The organism is Brucella anthropi ATCC 49188, assembly GCF_000017405.1.
In the GTDB taxonomy this organism is placed as follows: Bacteria; Pseudomonadota; Alphaproteobacteria; order Rhizobiales; family Rhizobiaceae; genus Brucella; species Brucella anthropi.
In genome coordinates this window covers 279,915-306,440 of the sequence record NC_009667.1, presented here as the reverse complement: position 1 = coordinate 306,440, position 26,526 = coordinate 279,915, and the positions used below count along the sequence as shown (strand labels likewise).

Genomic DNA, 26,526 nt, shown 5'->3' with positions numbered 1-26,526 from the left:
ATTGCGAAACTGAATAACGGAGAGTGGAGGCCCCCAAAGTGACAGATACCGAGACAGCCACCAAATCCGAACGAAACGCCCTGCCGGATACGGTGCTTGAAATTCGCGATGTGGCGAAATCCTTCGGCCCGGTCATCGCGCTCAAGCGCATGAACCTGACCGTGCGTCGCGGCCGCGTGCATACGCTTCTTGGCGAAAACGGCGCCGGAAAATCCACCCTAATGAAGATTCTGGCTGGCGTTTTCAAGCCAACCTCCGGCACCATTTTGCTCAAGGGCGCGACCTATACGCCGAAAGACCCGCGCGATGCCCGTGCAAATGGCATCGCCATCGTCTTTCAGGAATTGAGCCTGTCGCGCAATCTCAGCGTGGCCGAGAACATCTTCGCCAATCATGAGCCAAGCCGCTTCGGTTTTGTGCGGGAGCGCGAACTGAACGCCGCTGCCGACAAGCTCATCGATGAGCTTGGTCTGCCTGTCGATGCACGCGCAAAGGTTGGCGACCTGTCGATTGCCCAGCGCCAGCTCGTCGAAATCGCCAAGGGCCTGAGCCAGCCTGCTGACGTCGTCATTCTGGATGAGCCGACCTCATCGCTCTCCGACAGCGAAGCGGAAATCCTGTTTTCGATTATCGAGCGCCTGAAAGCCAGGGGCACAGCCGTTATTTATATTTCGCATCGCATGGAAGAAATCATGCGGCTTTCCGACGACATTACGGTCGTTCGCGATGGCGAATATGTAACGACCACGGAAAAGAGCGAGACCACAATCGAGCGGCTGATCGCCCTGATGGTCGGCCGTGAGATGAACGACATCTATCCGCCGCGCGAAGCGCCGAGACCATCGGCAAGCGTGCCGCCCATACTTGAAACGAAGAACCTCTCGGTTGCGGGCAAATTCAACGATGTTTCCATCGACGTGAAACCCGGCGAAGTTCTGGGGCTTTTCGGGTTGGTCGGTTCTGGCCGTTCGGACGTGATGAAGGCATTGTTCGGTATGCTGCGGCCCACGGGTGAAATCAGGCTCGACGGAGAGGTCATCACCCTCTCCTCACCGACCGATGCTATTCGCAACGGCATTGCTTTCGTGACCGAGAACCGCAAGGAAGAAGGTCTCGTTCTGCCACACAGCGTTGAGCGCAATATCAACATGGTGGCGCTCGGCCAGCTTGCAGGGCCTTTCGGCCTCATGCGCTCGAAAGCGGAGCGCTCCGCCGCCAAGGCGGAAGTGCTGCGTCTTGCGATCAAGACAGCATCCATCGACACGGTTGCCGGGTCGCTCAGCGGCGGCAACCAGCAGAAGATCGTGCTGGCAAAGTGGCTGCAGACAAAGCCGCGCATCCTCATTCTCGATGAGCCGACACGCGGCGTCGATGTCGGCGCGAAATTCGAAATCTATCGCATCATCCGTGAACTTGCCGCCAATGGCGCGGCGATCCTGATGGTTTCCTCCGAACTGCCGGAAGTGCTGGGCCTGAGCGACCGCGTGGCCGTCATGCATAACAAGCATGTCGCCGCCATTGTCGATGCCGATGGCCTCACGCCAGAAACCGTCATGAGCTACGCAGCAGGAATGCACCTATGAGCAACGCACAAAATATTCAGAAGAAAGCCGTGGACGCGGAAGTCCGCCGTTCGCTTTTCAGCTCCCCGCTGATCCGCCAGTATGGCGGCATCATCATCTCGCTGGCCGTGCTCTGCGTGGTCTTTGCAGTGCTGAACCCGCGCTTTCTCGCTTTCAACAACTTCATGAACATCATGCAGCAGGTGGCGGTGATTGCCGTTGCCGCCTATGGCATGACCTATGTGATCCTGCTCGGCGAAATCGACCTGTCCATCGGCTCGATCATCGCAGTTTCCGGCATGGTGGCGGCGCAGGCTTTCGCCATGGGTTTCGGCTTCGTGCCGACCGTCGTTTTCACCCTTGCGGCGGGCGCCATCATGGGTGGCCTGAACGGCGTGCTTTCGGCAAAGCTGATGCTGCCCTCCTTCATCGTGACCGTTGCGACAATGGGCATCTATCGCGGCATGGTCAGCCTGCCGACCAATGGCGCACCGGAAATCATCGAAAACGATACCTGGCTTGCCATCGGCTCGGAAAACTGGCTCGGCCTGCCGATCATCATCTGGATCGTCGGCGTTCTGTTCATCTTCAATTATATCCTGCTGTCGAAGACCGTTTTCGGTCGCCGCATCTATCTGTCGGGCGGCAACAAGGAAGCAGCGATCTATTCGGGCATCCGCGTCGACCGCATCAAGATCATCGTCTTCATGCTCTCCGGCGTCATGGCAGCCATCAGCGGCATTCTCCTCTCCTCGCGCCTGTCCTCAGCACAGACCAATGCAGGCATGGGCTATGAACTCGACGCCATTGCGGCGGTCGTGCTTGGGGGCACCTCGCTTGCCGGCGGCGTCGGCACCATGGTCGGCACCATTCTGGGCGCGCTCATCATCGGTGTCATCAACAACGGCATGAACATGCTGTCGGTGCCCTATTTCTATCAGCTCATCGTCAAGGGCGTGGTCATTCTGGTTGCCGTCTGGCTGGACGTGCGCTCGAAATCCATGCGTACGTAATCGCGGTGCACCTTATGAAAAAGATCATCACCATCGGCGAGATCGTCGTCGAAATCATGGCCGTGGAAACCGGCAACGGTTTCAAGACCGCCATCCCATTGATCGGGCCGTTCGCCTCCGGCGCGCCCGCAATCTTCATCGATCAGGCCGCCAAGATGGGCCAGTCTTGCGGCATGGTCAGCGCGGTCGGCAATGATGACTTCGGCGCGCTCAATATCGAGCGCTTGCAGAAGGACGGCGTGGATATTTCGGCCATCGGCGTACATCCGACAGCCGCCACCGGCAGCGCTTTCGTGCGTTATCGCCCGGATGGCAATCGCGATTTCATCTTCAACATCAAGCACAGCGCATGCAGCGCCATCGGCCTGACGCCGGAAGCTGAAATGCTGATCGAGACCGCCGATCACCTGCATATCATGGGCTCCGCCCTGTTCTCCGAAGGCATTGTTTCTGCAATCCACGAGGCGACGATCCGTATCAAGGCGAAGGGTGGCACCGTGTCCTTCGACCCGAATATCCGCAAGGAAATGCTGGAATTGCCGGGCATGCGCCAGGCACTGGCCCATGCGCTGGAAAACACCGACCTGTTCATGCCGAGCGGCCCGGAAATTTTCCTCTTCACCAAGGCGACCGAGGAAAAGGCAGCCGTGGAAGAACTGCTGGCGCGGGGCGTGAAGGCCGTCGTGGTCAAGCGCGGCGCGGAAGGCGCAAGCTATTTCGATCAGTCCGGCGAAGTTTTCGCGCCTGCTTTCAAGGTCGATGAGATCGACCCGACCGGAGCGGGCGATAGTTTTGGCGCGGCATTCGTCACCTGCTGGCTGCGCGACATGGCACCGAAAGAAGCCCTCGTCATCGCCAACGCCACCGGCGCACGCGCCGTCGGCGTCAAGGGACCGATGGAAGGCACCTCGACCATGGCCGAAATTGAAGCCTTCCTGCAGAAAAACGGAGTTCCAGCATGAGCAGCACGAATGTTCTGAGCGCACTTCCCGCCCGTTATGCAAGCGGCGTTCGCGGCGGCATCACGTCGATCTGCTCTGCGCATCCGCTGGTGATCGAGGCCGCGCTTCTTGAAGGCATCGCGACCAGCACGGACGTGCTGATTGAGGCCACCTGCAATCAGGTCAATCAGGACGGCGGCTATACAGGCATGACGCCTGCCGACTTCCGCCGCTTTGTGGAAGACATCGCCGCCCGTGTCGGCTTCGACACCAAGCGGCTTATTCTGGGCGGCGACCATCTCGGCCCCAACCCGTGGAAGCATCTGCCCGCCGAAGAAGCCCTTGCGAAGTCGGATGTGATGATCGACGCCTTCGTGCGCGCTGGCTTCACCAAAATCCATCTCGATACCTCGATGGGCTGTGCTGGCGAGCCGGTCGCACTGCCCGATGCCGTGACCGCCGAGCGCGCAGCGCGCCTGGCCAAGGTTTCGGAAGCAGCAGCCCACGAAGCCGGATACGACCTACCGGTCTATATCATCGGCACGGAAGTCCCTATCCCCGGCGGAGCGATGGAAGAAATCGAAGAGCTGGAGCTGACCAAGCCGGGCGCGGCAGTTGAAACCGTCGCCATTCACCGCAAGGCTTTCGCAGCACTCGGACTGGAAGACGCATTCGCCCGCGCCATCGGCGTCGTGGTGCAGCCGGGCGTCGAGTTCGGCAACGAAAATGTCGTCTTCTACAACAGTGAAAAGGCGACGGCGTTAAGCGGTGTTCTCAGCGAAATGGCGCAATTCGTCTTTGAAGCCCACTCCACCGACTATCAGCCGGTGGAAGCGCTTTCCGATCTGGTTGATGACGGTTTCACCATTCTGAAAGTCGGCCCCGGCCTGACTTTTGCACTGCGCGAGGCGCTTTACGGTCTCGACCAGATTGCAGCTTTCCTCGACAAACTGCCGGAAGAAGAAACCCTGCGCGGTAAGATGGAAGCGCTACTTCTCGCAGAGCCGAAGAACTGGGAAAAATACTATCACGGTGATGCGGAAGAACTGCGCCTGCAACGCCATTTCTCCTATAGCGACCGCATTCGCTATTACTGGCCGCATCCGGTCGCAACTGCTGCCGTCGATGCGCTTTTGAACCGTCTGGAAGGGCGCAAGATACCGGAAACGCTGATCAGTCAGTATCTCGGTACGCTTTATCCGGCAGTCGCCTCGGGTGAGATTGAAGCGACGCCCCACGCCTTGATGGTGGAGGCCGTCCGCAATGTGGTCCGGACATACGGCAAGGCTGTCGGAACTCATTAGAGCGGTTCCGGTTGAAACGGAACCGCTCTATGTCTTTGTTTGTACGCATTATCCTACGCAAAACCGCTTCGCACTTTTGCTGGAAATGCTCTGAAACAAAAAGGCGCGGTCAACACCGCGCCTTTCTTTTGCTCAGGCCTCTATCGGGCTTTTAAAAGCCTTGAGCCGCAAGGCATTGCTCAGCACGAAGATGCTGGAGAAAGCCATGGCGCCTGCCGCCAGAACCGGTGACAACAACGTGCCAGTGAACGGATAGAGGACACCCGCCGCGACAGGGATCAGCGCGACGTTATAGGCAAAGGCCCAGAACAGGTTTTCGCTGATATTACGGATCGTCGCCTTCGATATGGCAATGGCATTGACCACGCCGCGAAGATCGCCCGACATCAACACCACATCTGCGCTTTCGATCGCAATATCCGTGCCGGTGCCAATCGCAATACCGACATCGGCAGCAGCCAGTGCAGGCGCATCGTTGATACCGTCACCGACAAAGGCAATCCGCTTGCCACCTGCCGAAAGCCGCTTCAACGCTTCAACCTTGCCGTCCGGCAGCACTTCTGCAACGACTTCATCGATGCCGAGACGTTTTGCGATGGCTTCCGCCGTGCGGCGGTTATCGCCGGTGATCATGGCGACCTTCAGCCCCTGCTCGTGCAGGGCAGCAATCGCCGCTGGCGTGGTTTCCTTCATCGGGTCGGCAACAGTCAGGATTGCTGCCAGCTTACCATCGACAGCTGCATAGAGCGGAGACTGCCCCTCATCGCCGAGACGCTTCGCATCATTGGCAAAGACAGCAACGTCATGACCAAGCTTTGCCATGTAACGATCAGCGCCGATGGCAATCTCATGGCCGGACACATGAGCCTTCAGTCCAAATCCAGGAACGGCTTCGAAAGCCGATACATCCGCAAGCTTCAATCCCTTCTCTTTCGCTGCTTCCACAATCGCGTCGGCAATCGGGTGTTCGGAACGTGCCTCCACAGCCGCGACAAGCGCCAGAAGTTCGTCCTTCTCAAAGCCTTCGACGGTCGCGAAATGAGCCAAAGCGGGCTTTCCCTGTGTCAGTGTCCCCGTTTTGTCCACGGCAATAACGGAAGCATCGCGCAAGGTCTGCAATGCGTCACCGCGGCGAAACAGGACGCCGAACTCGGCTGCGCGGCCAGTGCCAACCATAATGGACGTTGGTGTGGCCAAGCCCATGGCACACGGGCAGGCGATGATGAGAACCGCAATGGCGTTCACCAGCGCGTAACCCAGCATGCCCGTGCCACCGATCACAAGCCACAATGCAAAGGTCAAAGCGGCAGCCGCCATCACAGCGGGTACGAACCAGCCGGTCACCTTGTCGACCTTTGCCTGAATTGGCAGCTTGTCAGCCTGAGCGTCCTCAACCATGCGGATGATCTGCGAGATCACCATATCGCGGCCAACCTTGGTGGCACGGAAGGTGAAAGCGCCGGTTTTGTTGATCGTACCGCCGACCACTTCCGCACCCTTTTCCTTGGCAACAGGTACAGGCTCGCCGGTAATCATCGATTCATCCACATAGGACGAACCTTCGATCACCTCGCCGTCGACCGGCACTTTCTCGCCGGGGCGGACTTGTACGACGTCACCAGCGCGAACATCTTCCAGCGGCACATCGATCGTCTCGCCATTACGCACCACACGCGCCGATTTCGCCTGCAGGCCAACCAGCCGGCTGATAGCCGCACTGGTGCGTCCCTTGGCACGCGCCTCCAGATAACGCCCGATCAGGATCAATGTGACGATGACGGCGGCGGCCTCGAAATAAACATTCACCGTGCCTTCCGGCAGCACACCGGGAAGGAAAGTCGCGACCACCGAATAGCCCCATGCCGCGAGCGTGCCAACCACAACCAGCGAATTCATGTCAGGCGTGCCGCGTAACAGCGCCGGAATGCCTTTCTTGAAAAAGCGCAATCCCGGACCGAACAGAACCAGCGTGGTGAGCACAAGCTGCAGATACCAGCTGTTCTGCATACCGATCCTGTCCATGACGAACATATGAACCGCCGGGATCAGATGCGAACCCATTTCCATAACGAAAACAGGCAAGGTCAAAACGGCAGAGAGAATGACGCTTTTCTTCAGTTCTGCCGCTTCAGCATCCCGCTTCTCGGACTGCGTTTCCTGCTTGACGTCGCTCTGCGCGTCATCCAGCGAACGCGCCTCATAACCTGCCTGTTCAACCGCCTTGATGAGTTCGGATGACTGTACCGGCCCGGCCAGTTCCACATGGGCACGTTCAGTTGCGAGATTAACACTGGCGCGTGTTACGCCCGGCACAGCATTCAGCGCCTTCTCAACCTTGCTGACGCAGGAAGCGCAAGTCATGCCTTCAATAGCGAGATCGATGCTCCCTGCCGGGACATCATAACCCGCCTTGCGAATGGCATCGATCACCGACGGCAAATCCGGTTCGCCCCTGAAAGTCACGTCGGCGCGTTCCGTTGCAAGATTGACGGAAACCTTGTCGACGCCCGGAACTTTGGACACGGCTTTTTCAACGGATGACACGCAAGACGCGCAACTCATCCCTTCGACGGGTACTGGAAAACTGATGGTTTCGTGATTAACAGGCCTGTTCATGGCAATCCCTTTCATCGCCCGGAAAGGGCATAATTCGAGAGTTGCTCCTTAGATAGGCCTTCCCACCGTTGGAAGGTCAAGCCCTTTTTAAGGCGAGGTTCGATTTGGACTTTTCGTTTGGTGTTATGGCTTTTCGAGCGCCGCTCAATAACAAGTGGGCGATGCCCTAAATCGGTAATCTGTTGTGTGCTGCAGGCATTTCCAGACCGACATTGCTGCGATTCTGGATAAAGGAATGCACGTCTCCGGCAGGCATTGGCCGCCCGGTCAGAAAACCCTGCACTTCGCCAAAACGCTCGGTCTTCAAACGTTCCAACTGTTGTGCGGTTTCCACGCCCTCGGCCGTCGTGACAATATTGAAGCCAGCACCGAGCGTTGCCACAGCCTGAATGATGGCCAGATCGCGCGTATCGACTTCGATCCCTGAAACGAAACTGCGATCAATCTTGATCTTATCAAATGGGAATGATCGCAAATAGCTCAAAGAGGAATAGCCGGTCCCGAAATCATCCATCGCGATACGAACACCCAATCGGCGAAGTTCGAACAGCAACTCGATATTGTTCTTGCTGTTCGACAGGAAGACCGACTCCGTGATTTCAAGCTCAAGCCTGTCGGGTGAAAGACGCGCTGCTTCCAACGCATCCGTGACGGAATGCAAGAGCGTGGTCTGACTGAACTGGACCGGTGAAAGATTGACCGAGACTTTTATGTCCTCCGGCCAGAGCACAGCTTCCCGACATGCAGTCCTTAAAACCCAGTCGCCGATCGGTCCGATGAGCCCGGTTTCTTCTGCCAGTGGAATGAATTCCGCCGGTGAAACCATACCGCGATCAGGATGACGCCAGCGGATCAGCGCTTCAAAGCCGGAAATCTTGCCGCTCTCAAGATTGAAAATCGGTTGATAATGCAGTTCAAACTGTTCATCCAGCAGAGCCTGACGAAGTTCGCCGGTCATGACATAACGCTTCTCCGCCGCCAGGCGCAGGGAGTGCTGATAGAACCGGAATGTACGGCGTCCACCTGATTTTGAAGCATAAAGCGCGAGATCGGCATTGCGCATCAGCACGTCGGGGTTGTCTCCATGCAATGGCGCCTGGGCGATGCCCATGCTGCAGGCGACGAATTCTGAATTGCGCACCAGTTCGAACGGATCCTGAAAAGCAGAAAGGATACGGTCAGCGAACATTGCAATTTGTGCCAGTGTCCCGCTCCGGTAGACAATGGCAAATTCGTCGCCTCCCAGCCGGGCAATGAATTCATCCGAAGTCGTGATCTGCTTCAGTCGACGCGCCACTTCCTGCAAAAGCTGGTCGCCAGCCTGATGCCCTATATTGTCGTTGATGTTCTTGAAATGATCGATATCAAGGTAGAACAAGGCAAAAGGCTCGGAATCCCCGCCCTTTTTCAACAAACTCTCTACATGGTGAGCAAAATAGGCGCGGTTCGGCAAGCCTGTCAGACTGTCATGCATGGCAATATGTGCCATGCGTTCCTCAATCTCACGCCGTTCGGTTATATCCTCAACAAGCCCGATCAAATAGCGGGGCTCGTTGCCTTCGACCGGTGGGATCGAACATTTTATGATCCGCATCGTTCGCGACGTTCCGTCCTTGCGCTCGATCTTGCGTTCGACGTTCAACACGCCCCGACGCCGCATCGCCGTGCGATCTTGCTGGATGATGACGGTTGCCTCGCGTTCAGGGAAAAGATCGAGGTCGGTCGAACCGATGGCTTCGTCTACCGGCTGTCCGCTCGCCGCTGATGCGGCCTGATTGTAGAGCACATACCGACCGTCATCGTGCATATCCTTGACGAAGACACCAAGCGGCAGATTGTTGACGAGGCTGTCCAGCAAGGTTTGGGCGTGGTTTGCCTGACGATTGGCTTCTGCCAACTCTGTCCTGTCCTGAACAATGGCGAGAATCGCTTCCTTGCCGTCAAACAGCACCTGACGTCCGTAAGTCAGAACGTCAATGATTTCACCATTCGCGCGCAGATGCTGCCAGCGCTCCGGTCGTTCAAGGTCGCTGCGATCACGAATGGCAGCCAGCATTCGATCCCGTTCTGTCTGGGGTCGAATATCGAGCACTGTCATGCCCGGAATTTCATCAGCAGTGTATCCATAGAGCCGATAGGCAGCGTCATTCATCACGATGAAATGCAGCGTCTCCGGGTCATAAACCCACATCGGTGTCGGATGGGTTGTGAAAAGGATGCGGAAGTCCTGCTCGGACGTGCGCGCCATCGTGCCTTCCGTCGAAGCTGAAGCGCCCCTCCGCTTCCTCATCGTAAATCCCTCATCCAACTGATCCTACTGGATAATCTCGATCCACCCTAAAAGTGGACCGTCAAGTTTCATGGCACCATGAGTAACACGCGGAAGATGCACCCCGAACATAGATTAAAGCCGAGAATTTTAATAAACCATATACAAATTGAGGGTCGATTTAAGGATTTTCTTTAAAACTGCATTTTTCCATCGCTTGACCGGCTTCAACTTCCAGCCTATGCCTAAAGACGCAAAATTCGTTGGGGTGCCTTCGAAGCAATATCAGGAAAAGTGCCAAGCGGTTTTCCGTCCGATGTTGCGACACAAAAGGCTGAGAGACGCTGATCGCGTTAACCCATTGAACCTGATCCGGGTAATACCTGCGTAGGGAACGGAGTTTGACGCGTCGCAGCCGAGGGTTTCCCTCATCGGAGTTCAAGCTCCAAACAGGTTCATGACGTCTCATTTTTCCGTTCGGAATGAGAGACGTGATGATGGACCAAAAAAACAGTTTCTCCCGAACCACATCAAACGGCAGTGCGGCATTCGTGCCCATATGCGTGACTATTGCCGGTTCCGATAGTGGTGGCGGAGCTGGCATTCAGGCCGACCTCAAGACATTCTCGGCGCTCGGCGTCTATGGTGCGAGCGTCATTGCCGCTGTCACCGTGCAGAACACCTGCACGGTGAGCGCGGTGCACGACATCCCGCCCGCCATCGTCGCAGGGCAGATCGATGCCGTCTTCAGCGATCTCGATGTAGCGGCGGTGAAGATCGGCATGGTTTCCGTGCCCGAAACCATCGAGGCCATTGCGCGGGGCCTTGCGCATTTCTCCGGCCCTGTCGTACTCGACCCGGTGATGGTTGCAAAATCCGGCGACCGGCTTTTGAGCGAAAACGCCATTGCGCTTTTGCGCCAGAAACTGGTTCCGCTGGCCACGCTGCTGACGCCCAACCGGCCTGAAGCGGCCTGCCTGCTCGACAGCGATCTGGCTCGCGACGATGTAGACGCCGAAGAACAGGGGCGTGCCTTGCTCGAACTCGGCGCGAAAGCTGTTTTGATGAAGGGCGGCCATGCGGAAGGCGAAATCTGCGTCGACCTGCTGGTTCGCCGCGATCAGCCCACGTTGCGTGTCGAGGCGACGCGTATCCGGACCGGTAACACCCATGGCACGGGCTGCACGCTCTCTTCAGCCATTGCTGCAGAGCTTGCCAAGAACCTGCCGCTCGAAAAAGCAGTCATTGCAGCCCATGCCTATCTGCAAGGGGCAATCCGCGCCGCCGATGCGTTGAAGATCGGACAAGGCCATGGGCCTGTTCATCACTTCCATAATCTCTGGAAAGTCCACTCAGAGGAGGCAATGTGATGCGCGTCACCATCATCGGAGCAGGTGTCGCCGGTCTAGTGTGCGCGGCAGAATTTCACGATCAGGGACATGCAGTCACTGTCATTGCCAAAAGCACTGAGATCGGTTCCGACAGCTGCTCATGGTTTGCAGGCGGAATGCTGGCACCATGGTGCGAAGGCGAGAGCGCGGAAGAGCCGGTCGTTCGTTTGGGACAGGAAGCGATCGGCTGGTGGGAGCGGCACGTTTCGACAGTCCATCGCAAGGGTACGCTTGTGCTCTCGCACACACGCGATGCGACCGAACTGCGCCGCTTCGCCCGCCGGACGGAAGCATTTGACACCATTGATCAAGACCAGATCAATGCGCTGGAACCAGACCTTGCCGACCGTTTTCGGCAGGGACTTTTCTTCGCGGCAGAAGGCCATCTCAACCCGCGCCAGACACTGATCGAGCTCGCCGAAAAACTGCAGAAGAAAGGCGTGGTCTTTCATCTGGGGCAGGATGTGAAAGACGTCAAAGTCGAGGCCGACATTACCGTCGATGCACGTGGTCTTGCAGCGCGTGATCAGTTGCAGGACCTGCGCGGCGTCAAGGGCGAGATGCTGGTTGTGCGCTCGCGCGATATCAATCTCAAGCGACCCATACGCCTCCTGCATCCGCGGATTCCGCTCTACATCGTGCCACGCGGCGACGGCGTGCACATGATCGGCGCAACGATGATCGAAAGCGATGAGCGGGGTGGCATCAGCGTGCGCTCGACGCTGGAACTCTTGAGCGCCGCTTATGCCTTGCATCCGGCCTTCGGCGAGGCGGAAATCCTCGAAACCGGCGTCGATGCGCGCCCGGCCTTTCCCGACAATCTGCCCCGCGTAAGACGGCGGGGCAAAACCGTCTATGTCAACGGGCTTTACCGCCACGGCTTCCTGCTTTCGCCGGCGATAGCGCGCATGGCGGTTGCGAGCGCGACCATGCCGGAGGATGCGCCAGAGCCCAAACCAGAATTTGTGGAGGACTATGCATGACGATCGTGCTGAACGGTGAGGTCATCACCACGGCAGCCGCCAATCTGGCGGCGCTGCTCGCCGAAATCGAACTGGATGAAGCGGTTGTTGCAACCGCGCTGAACGGCGAATTCGTGGCCAGCGACGAGCGCGCAGCCGCGACTCTGTCGGCTGGCGACCGCATCGAAGTTCTGGCCCCGATGCAGGGAGGCTGAGATGCTGGAATTCTACGGACAAAAATTTGAAAGCCGCCTGCTGCTCGGCACGGCGCAATATCCATCGCCGGCCATATTAGCCGATGCGGTGCGCGCTTCGCAAAGCGATATCGTCACCGTCTCGCTGCGGCGCGAAAGTGGCGAGGCCCGCGCCGGACAGGATTTCTGGGCGCTGATCCGGGAGCTGGGCGTGGCCGTTCTGCCCAACACGGCAGGCTGCCACACACCGCGCGAAGCGGTGACCACGGCAAAAATGGCGCGCGAAATCTTCGGCACCAACTGGATCAAGCTGGAGGTGATCGGTGATACCGACACATTGCAGCCAGACCCGTTCGGACTGGTCGAGGCAGCGCGTGCACTCTGCGACGACGGCTTCGAGGTCTTTCCCTATATGAATGACGATCTGGTCGTCGCGGAAAGGCTCATTGAAGCCGGTTGCAAGGTGCTGATGCCCTGGGGCGCGCCCATCGGCTCAGGCCGTGGCCTCAACAACCCTTATGCGCTGAAAACTATGCGGGCGCATTTCCCCGATATTCCATTGGTCGTCGATGCAGGCATCGGGGTGCCGTCCCATGCGGCGGCGGCGATGGAGTTGGGCTATGACGCCGTACTCATCAACACCGCCGTCGCCAAGGCTGGTGATCCCGTCGCCATGGCACGCGGTTTCGCGCTTGCAGTCGAAGCCGGGCGGCTTGCCTTTGAAGCCGACGCCATCGAGGCGCGTGACATGGCCGCGCCATCCACCCCTCTTCTCGGAAAGGCATTTTTGTGATGGCCCTCGATCCGTTCTACCCGATCTTCGACAGCGCAAAATGGCTGGAGCGCATGGTGCCGCTCGGCGTCAAGCTGGTGCAACTGCGCGTCAAGGATAAGAGCGAGCCGGAGCTGCGCAGTGAAATCCGTGCCGCACGGGAAATCTGCCTTGCACATAACTGCCAGCTGATCGTCAACGACTATTGGAAGCTCGCGCTGGAGGAAGGCTGCGACTTCATCCATCTCGGGCAGGAAGACCTCGACGATGCCGATCTCAGTGCCATTCGCGACGGTGGCTTGAAACTGGGTGTTTCAAGCCATGACGAGGCCGAACTGGACCGTGCCTTGTCGGTGAAGCCTGACTATATCGCACTCGGCCCCATCTATCCGACCATTTTGAAAAAGATGAAGTGGCACGAGCAGGGCCTGCCGCGCCTTGGACAATGGAAAGCGCGCATCGGCGACATTCCGCTGGTGGGCATCGGTGGCATGAGCGTTGAACGCGCGCCCGGTGTTTTCGAAGCAGGCGCCGATATCGTTTCCGTCGTCACCGACATCACCCTCAATGCCGACCCCGAAAGCCGCCTGCGCCAATGGATCGAAACCACGCGCGCTTATGCAGGCCATGCTCTGGAGCAGACCACATGAAAAAGACCGCCTTCGCCGCCCTGTTCGGCCTCGCCCTCACGGCTGCCACTTCGGCTCACGCTGACGACAAGCTGAAGCTCATTCTCGACTGGTATGTGAACCCCGATCACGGCCCCATCATCGTCGCCGACAAGCTTGGCTACTTCAAGGATGCCGGGTTGGATGTGGACATCGTCGCACCTGCTGACGCCTCGACGCCCACCAAGATGGTGGCGGCAGGACAGGCGGATCTCGCCATTTCCTATCAGCAGCAGGTGCATCTTCAGGTGCATGAAGGCCTGCCGCTTATCCGCGTCGGCACGTTGATCGACTCGCCGCTCAACTGCCTGATGACCAGAGACGATGGATCGGTGAATTCCATCGCCGATCTCAAGGGCAAGAAGATCGGCTATTCGGTCGCCGGAACCGAGGAAACATTGCTCGGCACCATTCTCGGCCAGCACGGCGTCAAACTCTCGGATGTCGAGCTCATCAATGTGAATTTCTCGCTCGCGCCATCGCTGATGTCGAAGCAGGTCGATGCGGTAATGGGTGCCTATCGCAATGTCGAACTGAACCAGATGGCTGTCGAAGGCGTGCCCGGAAAATGCTTCTTCGTCGAGGAAGAAGGCGTGCCGGTTTATGACGAGCTCGTCTATGTCGCAGCTTCCGACAAATTGGACGCGGCGGAAAAGGACAAGATCGCACGCTTCCTCTCGGCTACCGAGAAGGCCGCGCAGTATATCGTCAATCACCCGGAGAAGAGCTACGACGTCTTCGCATCCTATAGTTCCGAACTCAAGGACGAGCTGAACCAGCGCGCCTGGAAAGACACGGTCGCCCGTTTCTCCCGCTCGCCTGCAAGTCTCGATTACGGACGCTGGAGCCGCTACGAAACCTATCTCAAGGAAAACGGTCTCGTGCCTTCGGTCCTTCCGGTCGAAAAATTCGCCATCGACGTCAACGCGGAAGGGAGCAAGTCATGAGCCAGCCGCAACCGCATTATTCATCCGAACTGTTCACGCGCCTGCGCGCCGCGACGCTTGATGACTGGAAGCCCTACATCGATCATGAATTCGTGCGCGGATTGGGTGACGGCACGTTACCCAAGGCGGCCTTCCTGCATTATCTCCGTCAGGATTATGTCTATCTGCACCACTATGCCCGCGCCTTTGCGCTCGGCGTCGTCAAGGCCAACACACTGCAGGAAACACGGCTCTGCGCCCAAATCATGCATGGTCTGGCCGTCACGGAACTGCCGCTCCATGTCGGCATTTGTGCCCGCGAAGGGATCAGCGAGGACGAGCTTTACGCCACGCGGGAGGAGCCGGAAAACCTCGCTTATACGCGCTATGTGCTCGACTGCGGACAGGCGGGCGATTTCCTCGACCTGCTGACGGCGCTCGTGCCCTGCGCACACGGCTACGGCGAGATCGGCCTCAACCTTGCCGTGACCGCCCTGCCCGGTACGCCTTATCAAGAATGGATCGACACCTATGCGGGGCCTGACTATCAGGACATGTGCCACACGGTCGGCAAGCTGTTCGATCAAGCCGCAAAGGACCGCATCGGCGACGACTTTGAGAAAAGCCCGCGCTGGCCAAGGCTCTGCCAGATTTTCGCGACGGCAAGCAGGCTCGAAGCCGATTTCTGGTCTATGGGCTTGAAGGCCGGATAGTGAACGAAGCACTCCCGAACCGAAGTCGAAAAAAGCGTGCTGCCGACGGTTTACTGTCGGCAGCCATAGCGCTTGCCATCTGGCAGGCGGTGGTGAGCATCGGCCAGATGCCGCGCTTCATCCTGCCCGGCCCGCTGGATGTGGTGCGGTCACTGATCGGCAATGCCGGGCTGATTGCCGAAAACGCTGCCGCCACTATCGGCGAAGTTCTGGGCGGTCTGGCGCTCGGCTGCGCGGTTGGGATCGCAACCGCCATTTGCCTGATGATGTCACCGCTAGCACAGCGGCTCGTCATGCCCGCCATGGTGTTCAGTCAGGCGATCCCAATCTTCGCGCTCGCCCCCATTTTGACTTTGTGGCTTGGCTACGGTCCCGCATCGAAGATTGCAGTCACAGTGCTGATGATCTTCTTTCCCGTCGTTTCGACATTCTTCGACGGCATGCGGCGGACCGACAGCAGCCTTATCGACGCAGCGGAAATTCTCGGTGCCGGACGCATGGCGATCCTGTTTCGCATCCGCATCCCATCCGCCTTTCCTTCGCTGGCGTCGGGTCTGAGCCTCGCCGCAGTCTATGCGCCCATCGGCGCTGTAGTCGGCGAATGGGTGGGCGCATCGAAAGGTCTCGGCTATCTGATGCTGCTCGCCAATGGACGCGCCAAGGTGGATCTGATGTTCGCCTGCCTGTTCGTGCTGGCGGCATTCACCATGCTGCTGCACGGCACCGTGTCGCATTTCGCCCGCAAGCTTGCTGCCTGGCCTAAAAAAGCCGCATAAAAAAACCGGCGGTTTCCCGCCGGTTTTTTTGCATCCACTCACATTGCTATCAGGCCAGCGTATAGGCTGTCTTGACCGTCGTGTAGAACTCGGCGGCATAGCGGCCCTGCTCGCGCGGACCGTAGCTCGAACCCTTGCGCCCGCCGAATGGCACGTGGAAATCGACACCGGCGGTCGGCAGATTGACCATCACCATGCCCGCTTCCGAATTGCGTTTGAAATGCGTGGCGTATTTCAGGCTCGTCGTGCAGATGCCAGACGACAGGCCGAAGCTCGTATCGTTGGCGGTAGCAAGCGCTTCTTCATAATTCTTGACGCGGATGACCGAAGCGACCGGGCCAAAGATTTCCTCGCGGCTGATACGCATCTGGTTGGTGGCTTCGGTGAAAAGCGCAGGCTGGAGGTAGAAGCCCGGCGTTTCGCGGTTCAGACGTTCGCCGCCAAAAGCAAGCTTTGCGCCTTCCTTGCGGCCGATCTCGATATAATCCATGTCCTGCTGAAGCTGGCTTTCATCAACAACCGGGCCGATATGCGTGCCCTGCTTCAGGGCATTGTCGACCACAACGCTTTTCAGCTTTTCGATTGCAGCAGCGACAAACTTGTCATGGATACCTTCCGTCACGATGATACGCGACGACGCCGTGCAGCGCTGGCCGGTCGAGAAGAAGGACGAATTGACCACGGACTCGACAGCGACATCGAGATCGGCGTCATCCAGGACGACAACCGGGTTCTTACCGCCCATTTCGAGCTGGAAGCGGCGGTTGTGCTCGATGGATGCCGCCGCAACGCGCTTGCCCGTACCGGTCGAGCCGGTGAAGGTGACGGCCTGAACGTCCGCACTGTCCAGAATGGTCTGACCGACAACCGAACCCTTGCCCATGACGAGATTGAGAACGCCCTTTGGCAATCCCGCACGGTGCAGGATATCGACAATCGCCCACGAGCAGCCCGGCACGAGATCAGCCGGTTTGAACACAATCGTGTTGCCGTAGCAAAGTGCCGGCGCAATCTTCCAGGCCGGAATCGCGATCGGGAAATTCCATGGGGTAATGATGCCCACGACACCGATCGGCTCACGGGTGATTTCCACACCGATACCCGGACGTGCAGAAGGCAGAACTTCGCCAGCCAAACGCAGGGCTTCGCCTGCGAAGAAATCAAAAATCTGGCTGGCGCGAATGGTTTCGCCGATGCCTTCAGCCAGCGTCTTGCCTTCTTCGCGCGACAGGAGACGGCCAAGCTCGTCCTTGCGCGCCAGAATTTCATCGGCAGTTTTGCGCAGGATGGCGTGGCGTTCCAGAATGCCGGAACGCGACCAGGCCGGGAAAGCGGCTTTCGCGGCGGCAATGGCTGCCTTGGTGTCTTCGGCAGTTGCCCGCGCATAGGTCCCAACGACATCATTCGTATCCGAAGGATTGATGTTGGCGATCCCGTCGCCGCCGACCCATTCGCCCGCGATCAGATTTTGATGGACTGTCATGAACTCTCCCTGTGCGCCGCACGGCTCTGATATATCTCAGAACGACCCTTCACCCATGAGCGGCAGAATTGCAAGGCCGGAGCCGTCCTGTAACGGAAAAAGTGAAAATATCCGTTCAGCAAAGGGCTGAAAGCTGGATCAGCACTCCTTAAAACAAGGCTTGCAAATTTGTCACAGTCAAATGGTTGGATAGAAAATTCGTCATTTTGCGCCTTGGCAAAAATTTTTGCTCATTTATTGTGCACCCATCTGCAACACTGGCAAGAGGTATGAGATGCGTGTCTATTACCCATTCCCCATGGTGCCCAGTGTTTGCGCGGGCGCTTCCAAGCTTTAAGTCTTTGGCCCGCATTGCAGGCTGAGGCCTGAACGCCCTCCCTAAAAGGGCAGATTCCAAAACTTCCAAATTTGCCGCAGCCCTCACCGGCTGCTTGTTTTGTCTTCTTTAAAGGAACCAGAATCCGTTTAAACACGGCCTGGTATTATAGATATGACTCGGTTTCGCATAGATTTCCGGGGACCTGCCTTCCGCAATGTCCTCGGCTACACTTTCGGCCATTGGCGAAGTCAGCCCTTGCGGCTGACGCTGATGATAATCGGCATGCTGCTTGCAACAGCCGCAGATGTTCTGACACCACTCTATTCCGGTCGGTTGGTCGACGCATTGTCGCTTGGCGGCGACAGTGGATGGGATGCGGCCATCCACGCCCTGATCATCCTGCTTGCGCTGGGTGCGCTGGCGTTGATTACGCGTCAGCTGACCTTCTATGTCATCACGGACTTCACCTTGAAGATCATGAGCGACATGGCAGCAAGTTCGTTCCGTAAGCTGCAGCGGTTTTCGACAGACTGGCACGCCAACGCCTTTGCCGGATCGACCGTGCGCAAGGTCTCGCGTGCCATGTGGGCGCTCGACCTGCTCAACGATACGCTGATCGTGGCACTGTTGCCGTCAATCCTGATGCTGGTTGGTTCGGTGGTACTTCTATCGTGGTACTGGCCGCTGATGGGGTTGCTGGTTGCAATCGGTTCGGTGCTGTTCATCGTCTGCACGATCGTGATTTCGCTTGGCTTTGTTGCGCCTGCGGCAACGCTTGCCAATAGCTGGGACACGCGAATGGGCGGCGCTTTGGCCGATGCCATTTCGTGCAACGCCGTTGTCAAGGCATTTGGCGCGGAAAGCCGTGAAGATGCGCGTCTTGCAAAGGTCGTTTCCAAGTGGCGCGGTCGCACACGCCGCACATGGCTGATTGGTACGCTGAATGGATTCATTCAGGGCGCGAACCTGTTGGTGATGCGCGGCGTGGTCATCGCCTTTGCGCTCTATCTGTGGAGCCAGGGCAAGGCAACGGCGGGTGATATCACCTTCGTTCTGACAGCCTTCTTCATGTTGCAAGGCTATCTGCGCGACGTAGGAATGCATATCCGCAACCTGCAGCGTTCGGTCAACGACATGGAAGAACTGGTCGACATCGAGGCACAGCCTTACGGCATTGCCGACAAGCCAGGTGCACCGGCGATCAAGATTGGAAATGGCGAGATCACCTTCGATCACGTCACTTTCCACTATGGCAACCACGAAGCAGCCCTCTATCGCGACTTTTCGGTCAAGATCGAGGCAGGCGAACGGGTTGGTCTGGTCGGTCATTCGGGCTCGGGCAAGACGACATTCGTCAAGCTGATCCAGCGTCTCTACGATGTCAGTGGCGGTGCCATCAAGATTGACGGACAGAACATTGCCGAAGTCACACAGGCATCGCTCAGATCGCAGATCGCCATCGTGCAGCAGGAGCCAATCCTGTTTCACCGGACGCTGGCCGAGAACATCGCCTATGCCCGCCCCGGTGCGACACAGGCGGAAATCGAAGAGGCTGCACGCCTCGCAAGCGCGCATGACTTCATCAGCCGCCTGCCGAAAGGCTATGCAACGCTTGTCGGGGAACGGGGTGTGAAGCTTTCGGGCGGCGAGCGTCAGCGTGTGGCGATTGCCCGTGCCTTTCTGGCAGATGCACCAATCCTTATTCTGGATGAGGCCACATCGAGCCTCGATTCAGAATCGGAAGTGCTGATCCAGCAGGCAATGGAACGGCTGATGGTTGGTCGTACGACGCTTGTCATTGCGCACCGGCTTTCGACGGTTCGTGCGCTTGACCGGTTGCTGGTTTTCGACAAGGGCAAGATCCTTGAAGAAGGCGATCATGATGCGCTTATCCGCAAGCCGGGCGGTATCTATCGCCGCCTGTTCGAGCGGCAGGCGCTGGAACTGACCAAGGGACTGGAAGACGTCTTTTCGTAATCCAATCCGCTATAATGCCATGGACAGGGCCGGAATAGTTCCGGCCCTGTTTTCATTTTAGAGCATTCCCTGTTTTGATTGAATCATTAGAAATGCTCTATCTGTTTGTTTTTAAGCATGTCTTTATCCCGAAACCGGTTCCCACTTTCGGGAGACATGCTCCATTCATCATCCATTCAGATCACGGTGCGTATCACTCGCGGCCCAAGCGTGCCTTGACATTTCCATGACAGAAATGTGACAGGCTTTTTGTAGAAGTGCGGGAGTTAGTGAGTAAAACATGCCGGGTGTGATGGAAAATACCGCAGCGCGTCGCTGGAGCGATGCCGCGATTTTCGGGCCTGCCCGTATTGCCTGGCCGCTGCGCCTCGCCGCAATTGCGCTCGCTTCCATTGTACTTTCAACACTGCTGGTTTTCGCTGTCGAATGGATCGTGCGCGGCTCGTTCACCGACACGATGCAGTTCTTCCGCACACCGCATAAGCCTGCATGGACGACCGTTGCGCTCTTCGTCGTGGTCCTGACAGCAAGCGACGCTATTTTCGGACGCATTCACTATGGCTTCTTTGTTGTCGGCCCGCTGGCGCTTATTGCGGCCACAACTGCACGCGAAAAGAGCCTTTATCTCGGTGACCCGCTTTATCCGAGCGATTTTCTCTATGCCCGTCAGATCGTCGATCTTCTGCCGCTTCTGGTGCGTGACCGCCCGTGGAGTGCGGTCGGCATAGCCCTGCTTATCATCGCTTCGGCAGCGGTGATGATCACCGTGACGCTGTTCTGGTGGCGGCGCTTTGATCCGATCCCATGGAAGGGTCGGATGCTGCGTATTGCCTTCGCGCTGCCCTTGCTCGCCTGGTTCGCAGTGATTTCCGACTATGCCAGTTTTTCGCTGGCGCGCGACCGTCTGCGCATCCTGCCGATCATGTGGGACCAGAAGGAAAACTACGCCCATAACGGCTTTACCATGGCCTTCATCCTGAATGTGCCAATGGCTACCGTCTTCGCTCCAGAAGGCTATTCTTCCGAAGCAATTGCCGCCATCGAACCGCCGGCGCAGTTGATCCCTGCTGCATTCGATACCAGCAAGCCTGACGTCATTATGGTGATGAGCGAATCCTTCTGGGATCCGACCCGCCTTCCGGGCGTGGCTTTCAGCGCCGACCCGATTCCCACAGTCCGGGCGGAACAATCCGGCCATGTCTTCTCGCCAGAATTCGGTGGCATGACTGCCAATGTCGAGTTCGAGGCTCTGACCGGTTTTTCCAAAGCCTTCCTGCCCTCCGGCAGTATCCCTTATCAGCAATATATCCGTCGCCCGCTTCCCTCGCTTGCAAGCTTTTTCAAGGATCAGGGTTATGCGACGCGCGCCATCCACCCCTATCGCCAATGGTTCTGGAACCGCGGCCCCGTCTATGAAAGCATGGGCTTTGACAAGTTCATGTCAGAAGAAAACATGCCACCGCTGGAAAAGCGCGGCTCATTGGCCTCCGACGCTGCTTTGACCGATGAAATCATCCGCGAAGCAGATTCCATGGATGCGCCGTTCTTCTTCTTTGCCGTCTCGCTTCAGGGACATGGCCCCTACGAAGCCAATCGTTACCCGGATTCCAAACTTGAGGTGCAGACTGACGCCAGCGAGCACACGCGCCAGTCGATCCGTTCCTATTCGCAAGGCGCCATGGATGCCGATGCGAGCCTTGCACGGTTGATGGAATGGGCGTCGAAGCGCGACCGCGAAACCATTCTCGTCTTCTTCGGTGACCATCTGCCACCACTCGGCCCCGTCTATGTCGAGACCGGGCTCATGGCAAACCGGGTCGCGAGCCGCACAGCGCCTGCCGCCGATATGATGCTGCAACACGAAACGCCGCTTGTTCTCTGGTCGAATAAACGTGGCGCCGAGCGGGGAACCGGTACGATCAGCCCTGCCTTCCTGCCCCTGCACATTCTGGATATGGCGGGTATGCAGCATCCCTATTACACAGGCTTCCTGCGTCAGTTGCATGAGCGCTACCAGGTCGTTGACAATCATGCGGTTTTCGACCGTTCGGAGAAAGTCGAGGAAGGCTGGCAACAGAGGCCGCCATTTCCTCCTCTCCTGCGTGACTATCAGATGCTGCAATATGACATGATCTTCGGCAGCAATTTCGCTCGCGAGCGGTTCTTCCCCTCGCGTCCAGCACAGAGTTAGACAGGCCTATACCGGCGCTTTTCCCGATGACTGGCGGATGATGAGTTTATACTCAATCCGCCGGGAGGCTGACAGGTGACCGGTTTCGATCTGGTTGAGAAGCATGTCCGCCGCATCGCGGGTCATCTCGAAAATCGGCTGGCGGACGGTGGTGATCTGCGGCGACACCATGCTGGCAATCGCGCTGTCATCGAAGCCAACCACCGTTAGCTGATCAGGTATCGCAATGTTGCGGTCATAGGCGACCTGCATGACGGCGGCGGCCATATCGTCGTTTGACGCAAACACAGCGGTGGGTGGCTCCTCAAGCGAAAGCAGCTTCTTTCCGGCAGCGAGACCGCTCGCAAAACTGAAGCCACCCTGTACCTCATAATCGGGATTGCGCTTGATCCCCGCCTCTTCCAGTGCGCGGCGATAGCCCGCGAGGCGCAGCTCTGCCGAGCGATGGGTTGGATCGCCAATCACGATCGCAATCCGGCGATGGCCGAGTTTCAGAAGATACTCCATCAGATCGACGCCAGCCGCTTCGTCATCGATCGTGACGCTATCGGTCGGGTGCACGTTCGCGTCGCCTGCGACACGGGCAAATGGCATTGCGGAAGCCGTCAGTTCGGCCAGAATTTCAGGATCGTCCGACATGGGGGGCGTCACGATGATGCCGTCGAGACCGGAAGCGTGGGCTGTTTCGATCAGCGCACCACGGATGTCTTCGCGATTTTCGACGGGGAAGATCAGCAGCCGGTATCGCGTGTCGCGCAGCCGTTCCAGTGCGCCCATCTGCAGTTCGGTGACATAGCTGGCGCTGGGGTTCTCGAAGAAAAGTCCGATCAGGTGAGAACGCCGTTCAACAAGGTTGCGCGCTGCAGCATTGGGACGGTAACGGAGCTCACTCCCCGCCTGCCTGACTTTTTCGCGAATGGCTTCGCGCACATTCGGTTCGTCATTGTAGACGCGTGAAACTGTCTTGATCGACACACCGGCAAGGCGTGCCACATCATGAATGGTTGCTCGTTTTCCTGCTGCGGCCATGTTGGATCGTCTCCCTCCCTCTCCGATCTAACTAACCGCTTCGCCACAAAACGAAAAGAGAAATCAGGGAACCGAACAGACCCGCGAACGCGTCAGAAACCGAACTTCGCGCCCATTGTCGAGGGAGAACATGCCTCCGCGCCCCGGAACGACATCGATGATGAGTTCGGTATGCTTCCAGACGTCATATTGCGGGCCGCTGATATAGACCGGAGCGTCACCGATTTCGCCCAGTTTTACATCCGTATCGCCGACAATAAATTCTCCTTGTGGATAGCACATCGGTGATGACCCGTCACAACAACCACCCGACTGGTGGAACATGATCGGCCCATATTCGGCCTGCAATTCACGGATGAGGTCAAGCGCTGCCGCCGTGGCGCTAACCTGACCCTTGCCGTCGCCGGGAGCTACCTCAACCATATCCTCCTCCATGATACGAAAGGGCGGAAATTCACCGCCCTCTCTTAATATTAGCCCAACTTGCCTATTGAGTCAGGTCCACGACTACGCGACCTTCAATATTGCCTTGGCGCATATCATCGAAGATGGAGTTGATATCTTCGAGCTTCTCCGTGCGGATGGTAGCGCGGACCTTGCCGTCGCCAGCAAAATCCAGCGACTCCTGCAGATCGAGCCGCGTACCGACGATTGAGCCGCGCACGGTGACGCCGTTCAGCACCATGTTGAATATTGAGAGCGGGAAGTCACCGGGTGGCAGACCGTTTAGAGATACAGTCCCACCACGCGATACCATGCCCAAGGCCTGTTCGAATGCGATCGGCGAAACAGCCGTAACCAGCACGCCTTGCGCACCGCCATCGGTTTCTTTTTTGATATAGGCCGCCGGATCATTATGCGTTTTGGCATTGACGGTAATCGTCGCGCCAAGTTTCCGCGCCAGATCAAGCTTTCTGTCGTCGATGTCGACAGCGGCAACGTTAAGCCCCATTGCCTTGGCATATTGCACCGCCATATGACCGAGGCCACCAACACCGGAAATCACAACCCAGTCACCGGGCTTGGTGTCGGTTACCTTGAGGCCCTTGTAAACCGTTACGCCAGCACAGAGAACCGGCGCGATTTCGTTGAAATCAATGTTCTTCGGCAAGTGACCAACGAAATTCGGATCGGCAACGACATATTCGGCAAAGCCGCCATTGACCGAATAGCCTGTATTAAGCTGCTCTTCGCAGAGTGTTTCCCAGCCGCCCAGGCAATGACGACAGTGGCCACATGCGGTATAAAGCCATGGAACGCCGACGCGGTCGCCTTCCTTAACGTGTTTGACACCGCTACCGACAGCCGAAACATAACCGACGCCTTCATGCCCCGGAATGAATGGCGGGTTGGGCTTTACCGGCCAGTCGCCTTCGGCTGCATGCAGATCGGTATGGCAAACGCCGGACGCATGGATGGCAACCTGTATCTGTCCCGGTCCGGGCTCGGGTATTGGCACTTCGTCGATTGTCAGTGGCTTTCCGAATGCGCGCACCACAGCGGCTTTCATTGTCTTTGCCATGAAGTTTCTCCTTCGTTGTCGAACTGAGCTGGCTTCCTGGGGGAGGGAAGAAATGAATGTCGAAAACTGAATGCTTTCCGGAGGCACTAGAAGAAGGTCGCCCGGGCGTTTCCGCCCAGGCCCCCTTGGGAGGGGTATTGGAAACCGTTATGCTCGACGCAATACTGGCATGAGGAACGGTTCCATCCCTTGATTGAGCGCAATACGAAGATGTTTTCTCCGTATTGCAGTTCCGGGGTCAGCTTCGGCTAGAAGAAACCCAGTTTCTTCGGGCTGTAGCTCACCAGCATGTTCTTGGTGTTCTGATAGTGATCCAACATTTTGAGGTGGTTTTCGCGACCGATACCCGATTGCTTGTAACCGCCAAATGCCGCATGTGCCGGATAGGCATGGTAGCAATTGGTCCACACACGACCGGCCTGAATGGCACGCCCGAAGCGATAGGCACGCGTGCCATCACGCGTCCATATACCGGCACCCAGACCGTAAAGCGTATCGTTGGCAATCGATAGCGCTTCCGCATCGTCCTTGAAGGTTGCAACAGACACGACCGGTCCAAAGATTTCCTCCTGGAAAATGCGCATCTTGTTAGTGCCCTTGAATACGGTTGGCTTGACGTAATAACCGCCAGCCAGATCGCCCGGCAGAATATTGCGCTCGCCACCTGCCAGCACTTCAGCACCTTCTTGGCGGCCGATATCAAGATAGCTCAGGATTTTTTCCAGCTGCTCACTGGAAGCCTGTGCACCGATCATCGTGGCAGGATCGAGTGGATCGCCCTGCACGATTGCATTCACGCGCTTGAGCGCCTTTTCCATGAACTTGTCGTAAATCGATTCATGGATGAGCGCGCGACTTGGGCACGTGCAAACTTCGCCCTGATTGAGTGCGAACATCACAAAGCCTTCGATGGCCTTGTCGAGGAAATCGTCGTCTTCCGCTGCGACATCCTTGAAGAAGATATTCGGCGACTTGCCGCCGAGTTCCAGTGTAACCGGGATGAGGTTCTGGCTGGCATATTGCATGATCAATCGACCCGTCGTCGTTTCGCCGGTGAAGGCGATCTTGGCGATGCGCGGGCTCGACGCGAGCGGTTTGCCTGCCTCAAGACCAAAACCATTGACGACATTGATCACACCGGGGGGCAAAAGATCGCCGATCAGATCCATGAGCACGAGGATCGATGCCGGTGTCTGTTCAGCCGGTTTCAGGACGACGCAGTTGCCCGCCGCAAGTGCCGGAGCGAGCTTCCATGTCGCCATGAGAAGCGGAAAATTCCACGGAATGATCTGCCCGACAACGCCGAGTGGTTCATGGAAATGATAAGCGACCGTGTCGTGGTCGATTTCGGAAATGCTGCCTTCCTGAGCGCGGATCACACCGGCGAAATAGCGGAAATGGTCGATGGCCAGAGGAAGATCGGCAGCGGTGGTTTCGCGGATTGGCTTGCCGTTGTCCCAGGTTTCGGCGGCAGCGAGCGCAGGCAGGTTTTCCTCAATCCGGTCAGCAATGCGATTGAGGATGAGCGCGCGTTCAGCCGCGCTCGTCTTGCCCCAGGCATCCTTGGCGGCATGCGCTGCATCAAGAGCCGCTTCGACATCAGCGGCATCCGAGCGGGCTACTTCGCAAAGCACCTGACCATTGACCGGTGAAGTGTTCTCGAAATAGCGGCCCGACTTGGGCTCGACCCATTTGCCCCCGATGAAGTTTCCGTAGCGTTTTGCGAAAGCCGGCTTCACGGTCCGGCTGAATTCAACCTTGTTCATGACATTCCTCCCAAAACCACGCTGCTCCTACAGCGTTTCATGAGTGAGGATCGCGCGGCAGCACGAAAGAGTCATCCCGCGCATTCAAGCTCGCAAGGTTATGTGTCGCAATATTGAGACAGTTGGGCCCGC

At 57.7% G+C, this 26,526-nt stretch carries 21 protein-coding genes and 1 riboswitch; of the genes, 14 read left to right on the top strand and 7 right to left on the bottom strand.

The window, feature by feature from the left end:
- The first annotated feature begins 38 nt into the window (after positions 1-38).
- From OANT_RS01540 to OANT_RS01525, 4 genes are read left to right on the top strand one after another with little or no spacing between them, the layout of a single operon-like run.
- Positions 39-1,583, top strand: coding sequence for a sugar ABC transporter ATP-binding protein (locus OANT_RS01540; protein ID WP_011982476.1), 1,545 nt, complete (start codon positions 39-41; stop codon positions 1,581-1,583).
- Positions 1,580-2,575 carry an ABC transporter permease gene (locus OANT_RS01535; RefSeq protein WP_011982475.1) on the top strand — a complete coding sequence of 332 codons (996 nt, stop codon included), beginning with the start codon at positions 1,580-1,582 and terminating at the stop codon, positions 2,573-2,575. Before OANT_RS01540 ends, OANT_RS01535 begins: the two co-directional genes overlap by 4 nt.
- Before the next feature lie 14 nt (positions 2,576-2,589).
- Positions 2,590-3,537 (top strand): tagatose kinase, encoded by a 948-nt coding sequence (locus OANT_RS01530; RefSeq protein ID WP_011982474.1) that lies wholly within the window; start codon positions 2,590-2,592, stop codon positions 3,535-3,537.
- Positions 3,534-4,820 carry a D-tagatose-bisphosphate aldolase, class II, non-catalytic subunit gene (locus tag OANT_RS01525; RefSeq protein WP_011982473.1) on the top strand — a complete coding sequence of 429 codons (1,287 nt, stop codon included), beginning with the start codon at positions 3,534-3,536 and terminating at the stop codon, positions 4,818-4,820. The genes OANT_RS01530 and OANT_RS01525 overlap by 4 nt, the downstream gene beginning before the upstream one ends.
- 132 nt (positions 4,821-4,952) lie before the next feature.
- Here OANT_RS01525 and OANT_RS01520 read toward each other — a convergent pair whose 3' ends face one another.
- Together OANT_RS01520 and OANT_RS01515 are read right to left on the bottom strand one after the other, a co-directional pair.
- The gene (locus OANT_RS01520) at positions 4,953-7,436 is read right to left on the bottom strand and encodes a heavy metal translocating P-type ATPase (RefSeq protein ID WP_011982472.1); all 2,484 of its coding nucleotides are present in this window, start codon (positions 7,434-7,436) and stop codon (positions 4,953-4,955) included.
- A gap of 166 nt (positions 7,437-7,602) precedes the next feature.
- On the bottom strand, positions 7,603-9,726 hold the full coding sequence (locus OANT_RS01515; protein ID WP_011982471.1) for a putative bifunctional diguanylate cyclase/phosphodiesterase: 2,124 nt from the start codon (positions 9,724-9,726) through the stop codon (positions 7,603-7,605).
- 233 nt (positions 9,727-9,959) lie between these two features.
- Positions 9,960-10,116: riboswitch (TPP riboswitch) on the top strand.
- Positions 10,117-10,202: 86 nt separating this feature from the next.
- On the opposite strand from OANT_RS01515, the gene thiD reads away from it, so the two are divergent.
- The 8 genes from thiD to OANT_RS01475 are packed head-to-tail and all read left to right on the top strand — an operon-like array spanning position 10,203 to position 16,107.
- Complete coding sequence (gene thiD / locus OANT_RS01510; RefSeq protein ID WP_041545269.1) at positions 10,203-11,075, top strand: bifunctional hydroxymethylpyrimidine kinase/phosphomethylpyrimidine kinase; 873 nt, start codon at positions 10,203-10,205, stop codon at positions 11,073-11,075.
- On the top strand, positions 11,075-12,079 hold the full coding sequence (gene thiO / locus OANT_RS01505) for a glycine oxidase ThiO (protein WP_011982469.1): 1,005 nt from the start codon (positions 11,075-11,077) through the stop codon (positions 12,077-12,079). The genes thiD and thiO overlap by 1 nt, the downstream gene beginning before the upstream one ends.
- Positions 12,076-12,273 (top strand): sulfur carrier protein ThiS, encoded by a 198-nt coding sequence (gene thiS, locus OANT_RS01500; protein ID WP_010658054.1) that lies wholly within the window; start codon positions 12,076-12,078, stop codon positions 12,271-12,273. The genes thiO and thiS overlap by 4 nt, the downstream gene beginning before the upstream one ends.
- 1 nt (position 12,274) lies before the next feature.
- Positions 12,275-13,045 (top strand): thiazole synthase, encoded by a 771-nt coding sequence (locus OANT_RS01495; protein WP_011982468.1) that lies wholly within the window; start codon positions 12,275-12,277, stop codon positions 13,043-13,045.
- Entirely contained in the window at positions 13,042-13,674 is a 633-nt protein-coding gene (locus tag OANT_RS01490) for a thiamine phosphate synthase (protein ID WP_172488789.1), read from the top strand. Before OANT_RS01495 ends, OANT_RS01490 begins: the two co-directional genes overlap by 4 nt.
- Positions 13,671-14,639, top strand: a complete 969-nt coding sequence (locus OANT_RS01485; protein WP_011982466.1) for an ABC transporter substrate-binding protein — start codon at positions 13,671-13,673, stop codon at positions 14,637-14,639. Before OANT_RS01490 ends, OANT_RS01485 begins: the two co-directional genes overlap by 4 nt.
- On the top strand, positions 14,636-15,331 hold the full coding sequence (tenA, locus tag OANT_RS01480) for a thiaminase II (protein WP_011982465.1): 696 nt from the start codon (positions 14,636-14,638) through the stop codon (positions 15,329-15,331). The genes OANT_RS01485 and tenA overlap by 4 nt, the downstream gene beginning before the upstream one ends.
- A complete protein-coding gene (locus tag OANT_RS01475) occupies positions 15,331-16,107 on the top strand; it encodes an ABC transporter permease (RefSeq protein WP_011982464.1) in 777 nt (258 codons plus the stop codon). Before tenA ends, OANT_RS01475 begins: the two co-directional genes overlap by 1 nt.
- A 49-nt stretch (positions 16,108-16,156) precedes the next feature.
- Here OANT_RS01475 and OANT_RS01470 read toward each other — a convergent pair whose 3' ends face one another.
- A complete protein-coding gene (locus OANT_RS01470; protein ID WP_010658048.1) occupies positions 16,157-17,590 on the bottom strand; it encodes an aldehyde dehydrogenase family protein in 1,434 nt (477 codons plus the stop codon).
- Positions 17,591-18,080: 490 nt separating this feature from the next.
- Between OANT_RS01470 and OANT_RS01465 the strand changes: the two genes are divergently transcribed.
- Positions 18,081-19,886 carry an ABC transporter ATP-binding protein gene (locus OANT_RS01465; protein WP_011982463.1) on the top strand — a complete coding sequence of 602 codons (1,806 nt, stop codon included), beginning with the start codon at positions 18,081-18,083 and terminating at the stop codon, positions 19,884-19,886.
- Positions 19,887-20,166: 280 nt separating this feature from the next.
- The gene (locus OANT_RS01460; RefSeq protein ID WP_011982462.1) at positions 20,167-22,077 is read left to right on the top strand and encodes an LTA synthase family protein; all 1,911 of its coding nucleotides are present in this window, start codon (positions 20,167-20,169) and stop codon (positions 22,075-22,077) included.
- A gap of 6 nt (positions 22,078-22,083) precedes the next feature.
- On the opposite strand, the gene OANT_RS01455 is transcribed toward OANT_RS01460, so the two are convergent.
- From OANT_RS01455 to adh, 4 genes are all read right to left on the bottom strand, one after another.
- Positions 22,084-23,106: a LacI family DNA-binding transcriptional regulator gene (locus OANT_RS01455; protein WP_011982461.1), complete on the bottom strand. Its 1,023-nt coding sequence runs from the start codon at positions 23,104-23,106 to the stop codon at positions 22,084-22,086.
- Positions 23,107-23,169: 63 nt separating this feature from the next.
- Positions 23,170-23,529 (bottom strand): DUF779 domain-containing protein, encoded by a 360-nt coding sequence (locus OANT_RS01450; protein WP_011982460.1) that lies wholly within the window; start codon positions 23,527-23,529, stop codon positions 23,170-23,172.
- Positions 23,530-23,593: 64 nt separating this feature from the next.
- Positions 23,594-24,628, bottom strand: coding sequence for an alcohol dehydrogenase AdhP (gene adhP / locus OANT_RS01445; RefSeq protein WP_011982459.1), 1,035 nt, complete (start codon positions 24,626-24,628; stop codon positions 23,594-23,596).
- 248 nt (positions 24,629-24,876) lie between these two features.
- Positions 24,877-26,394 (bottom strand): aldehyde dehydrogenase, encoded by a 1,518-nt coding sequence (gene adh, locus OANT_RS01440; protein WP_011982458.1) that lies wholly within the window; start codon positions 26,392-26,394, stop codon positions 24,877-24,879.
- Positions 26,395-26,526 lie beyond the last annotated feature (132 nt).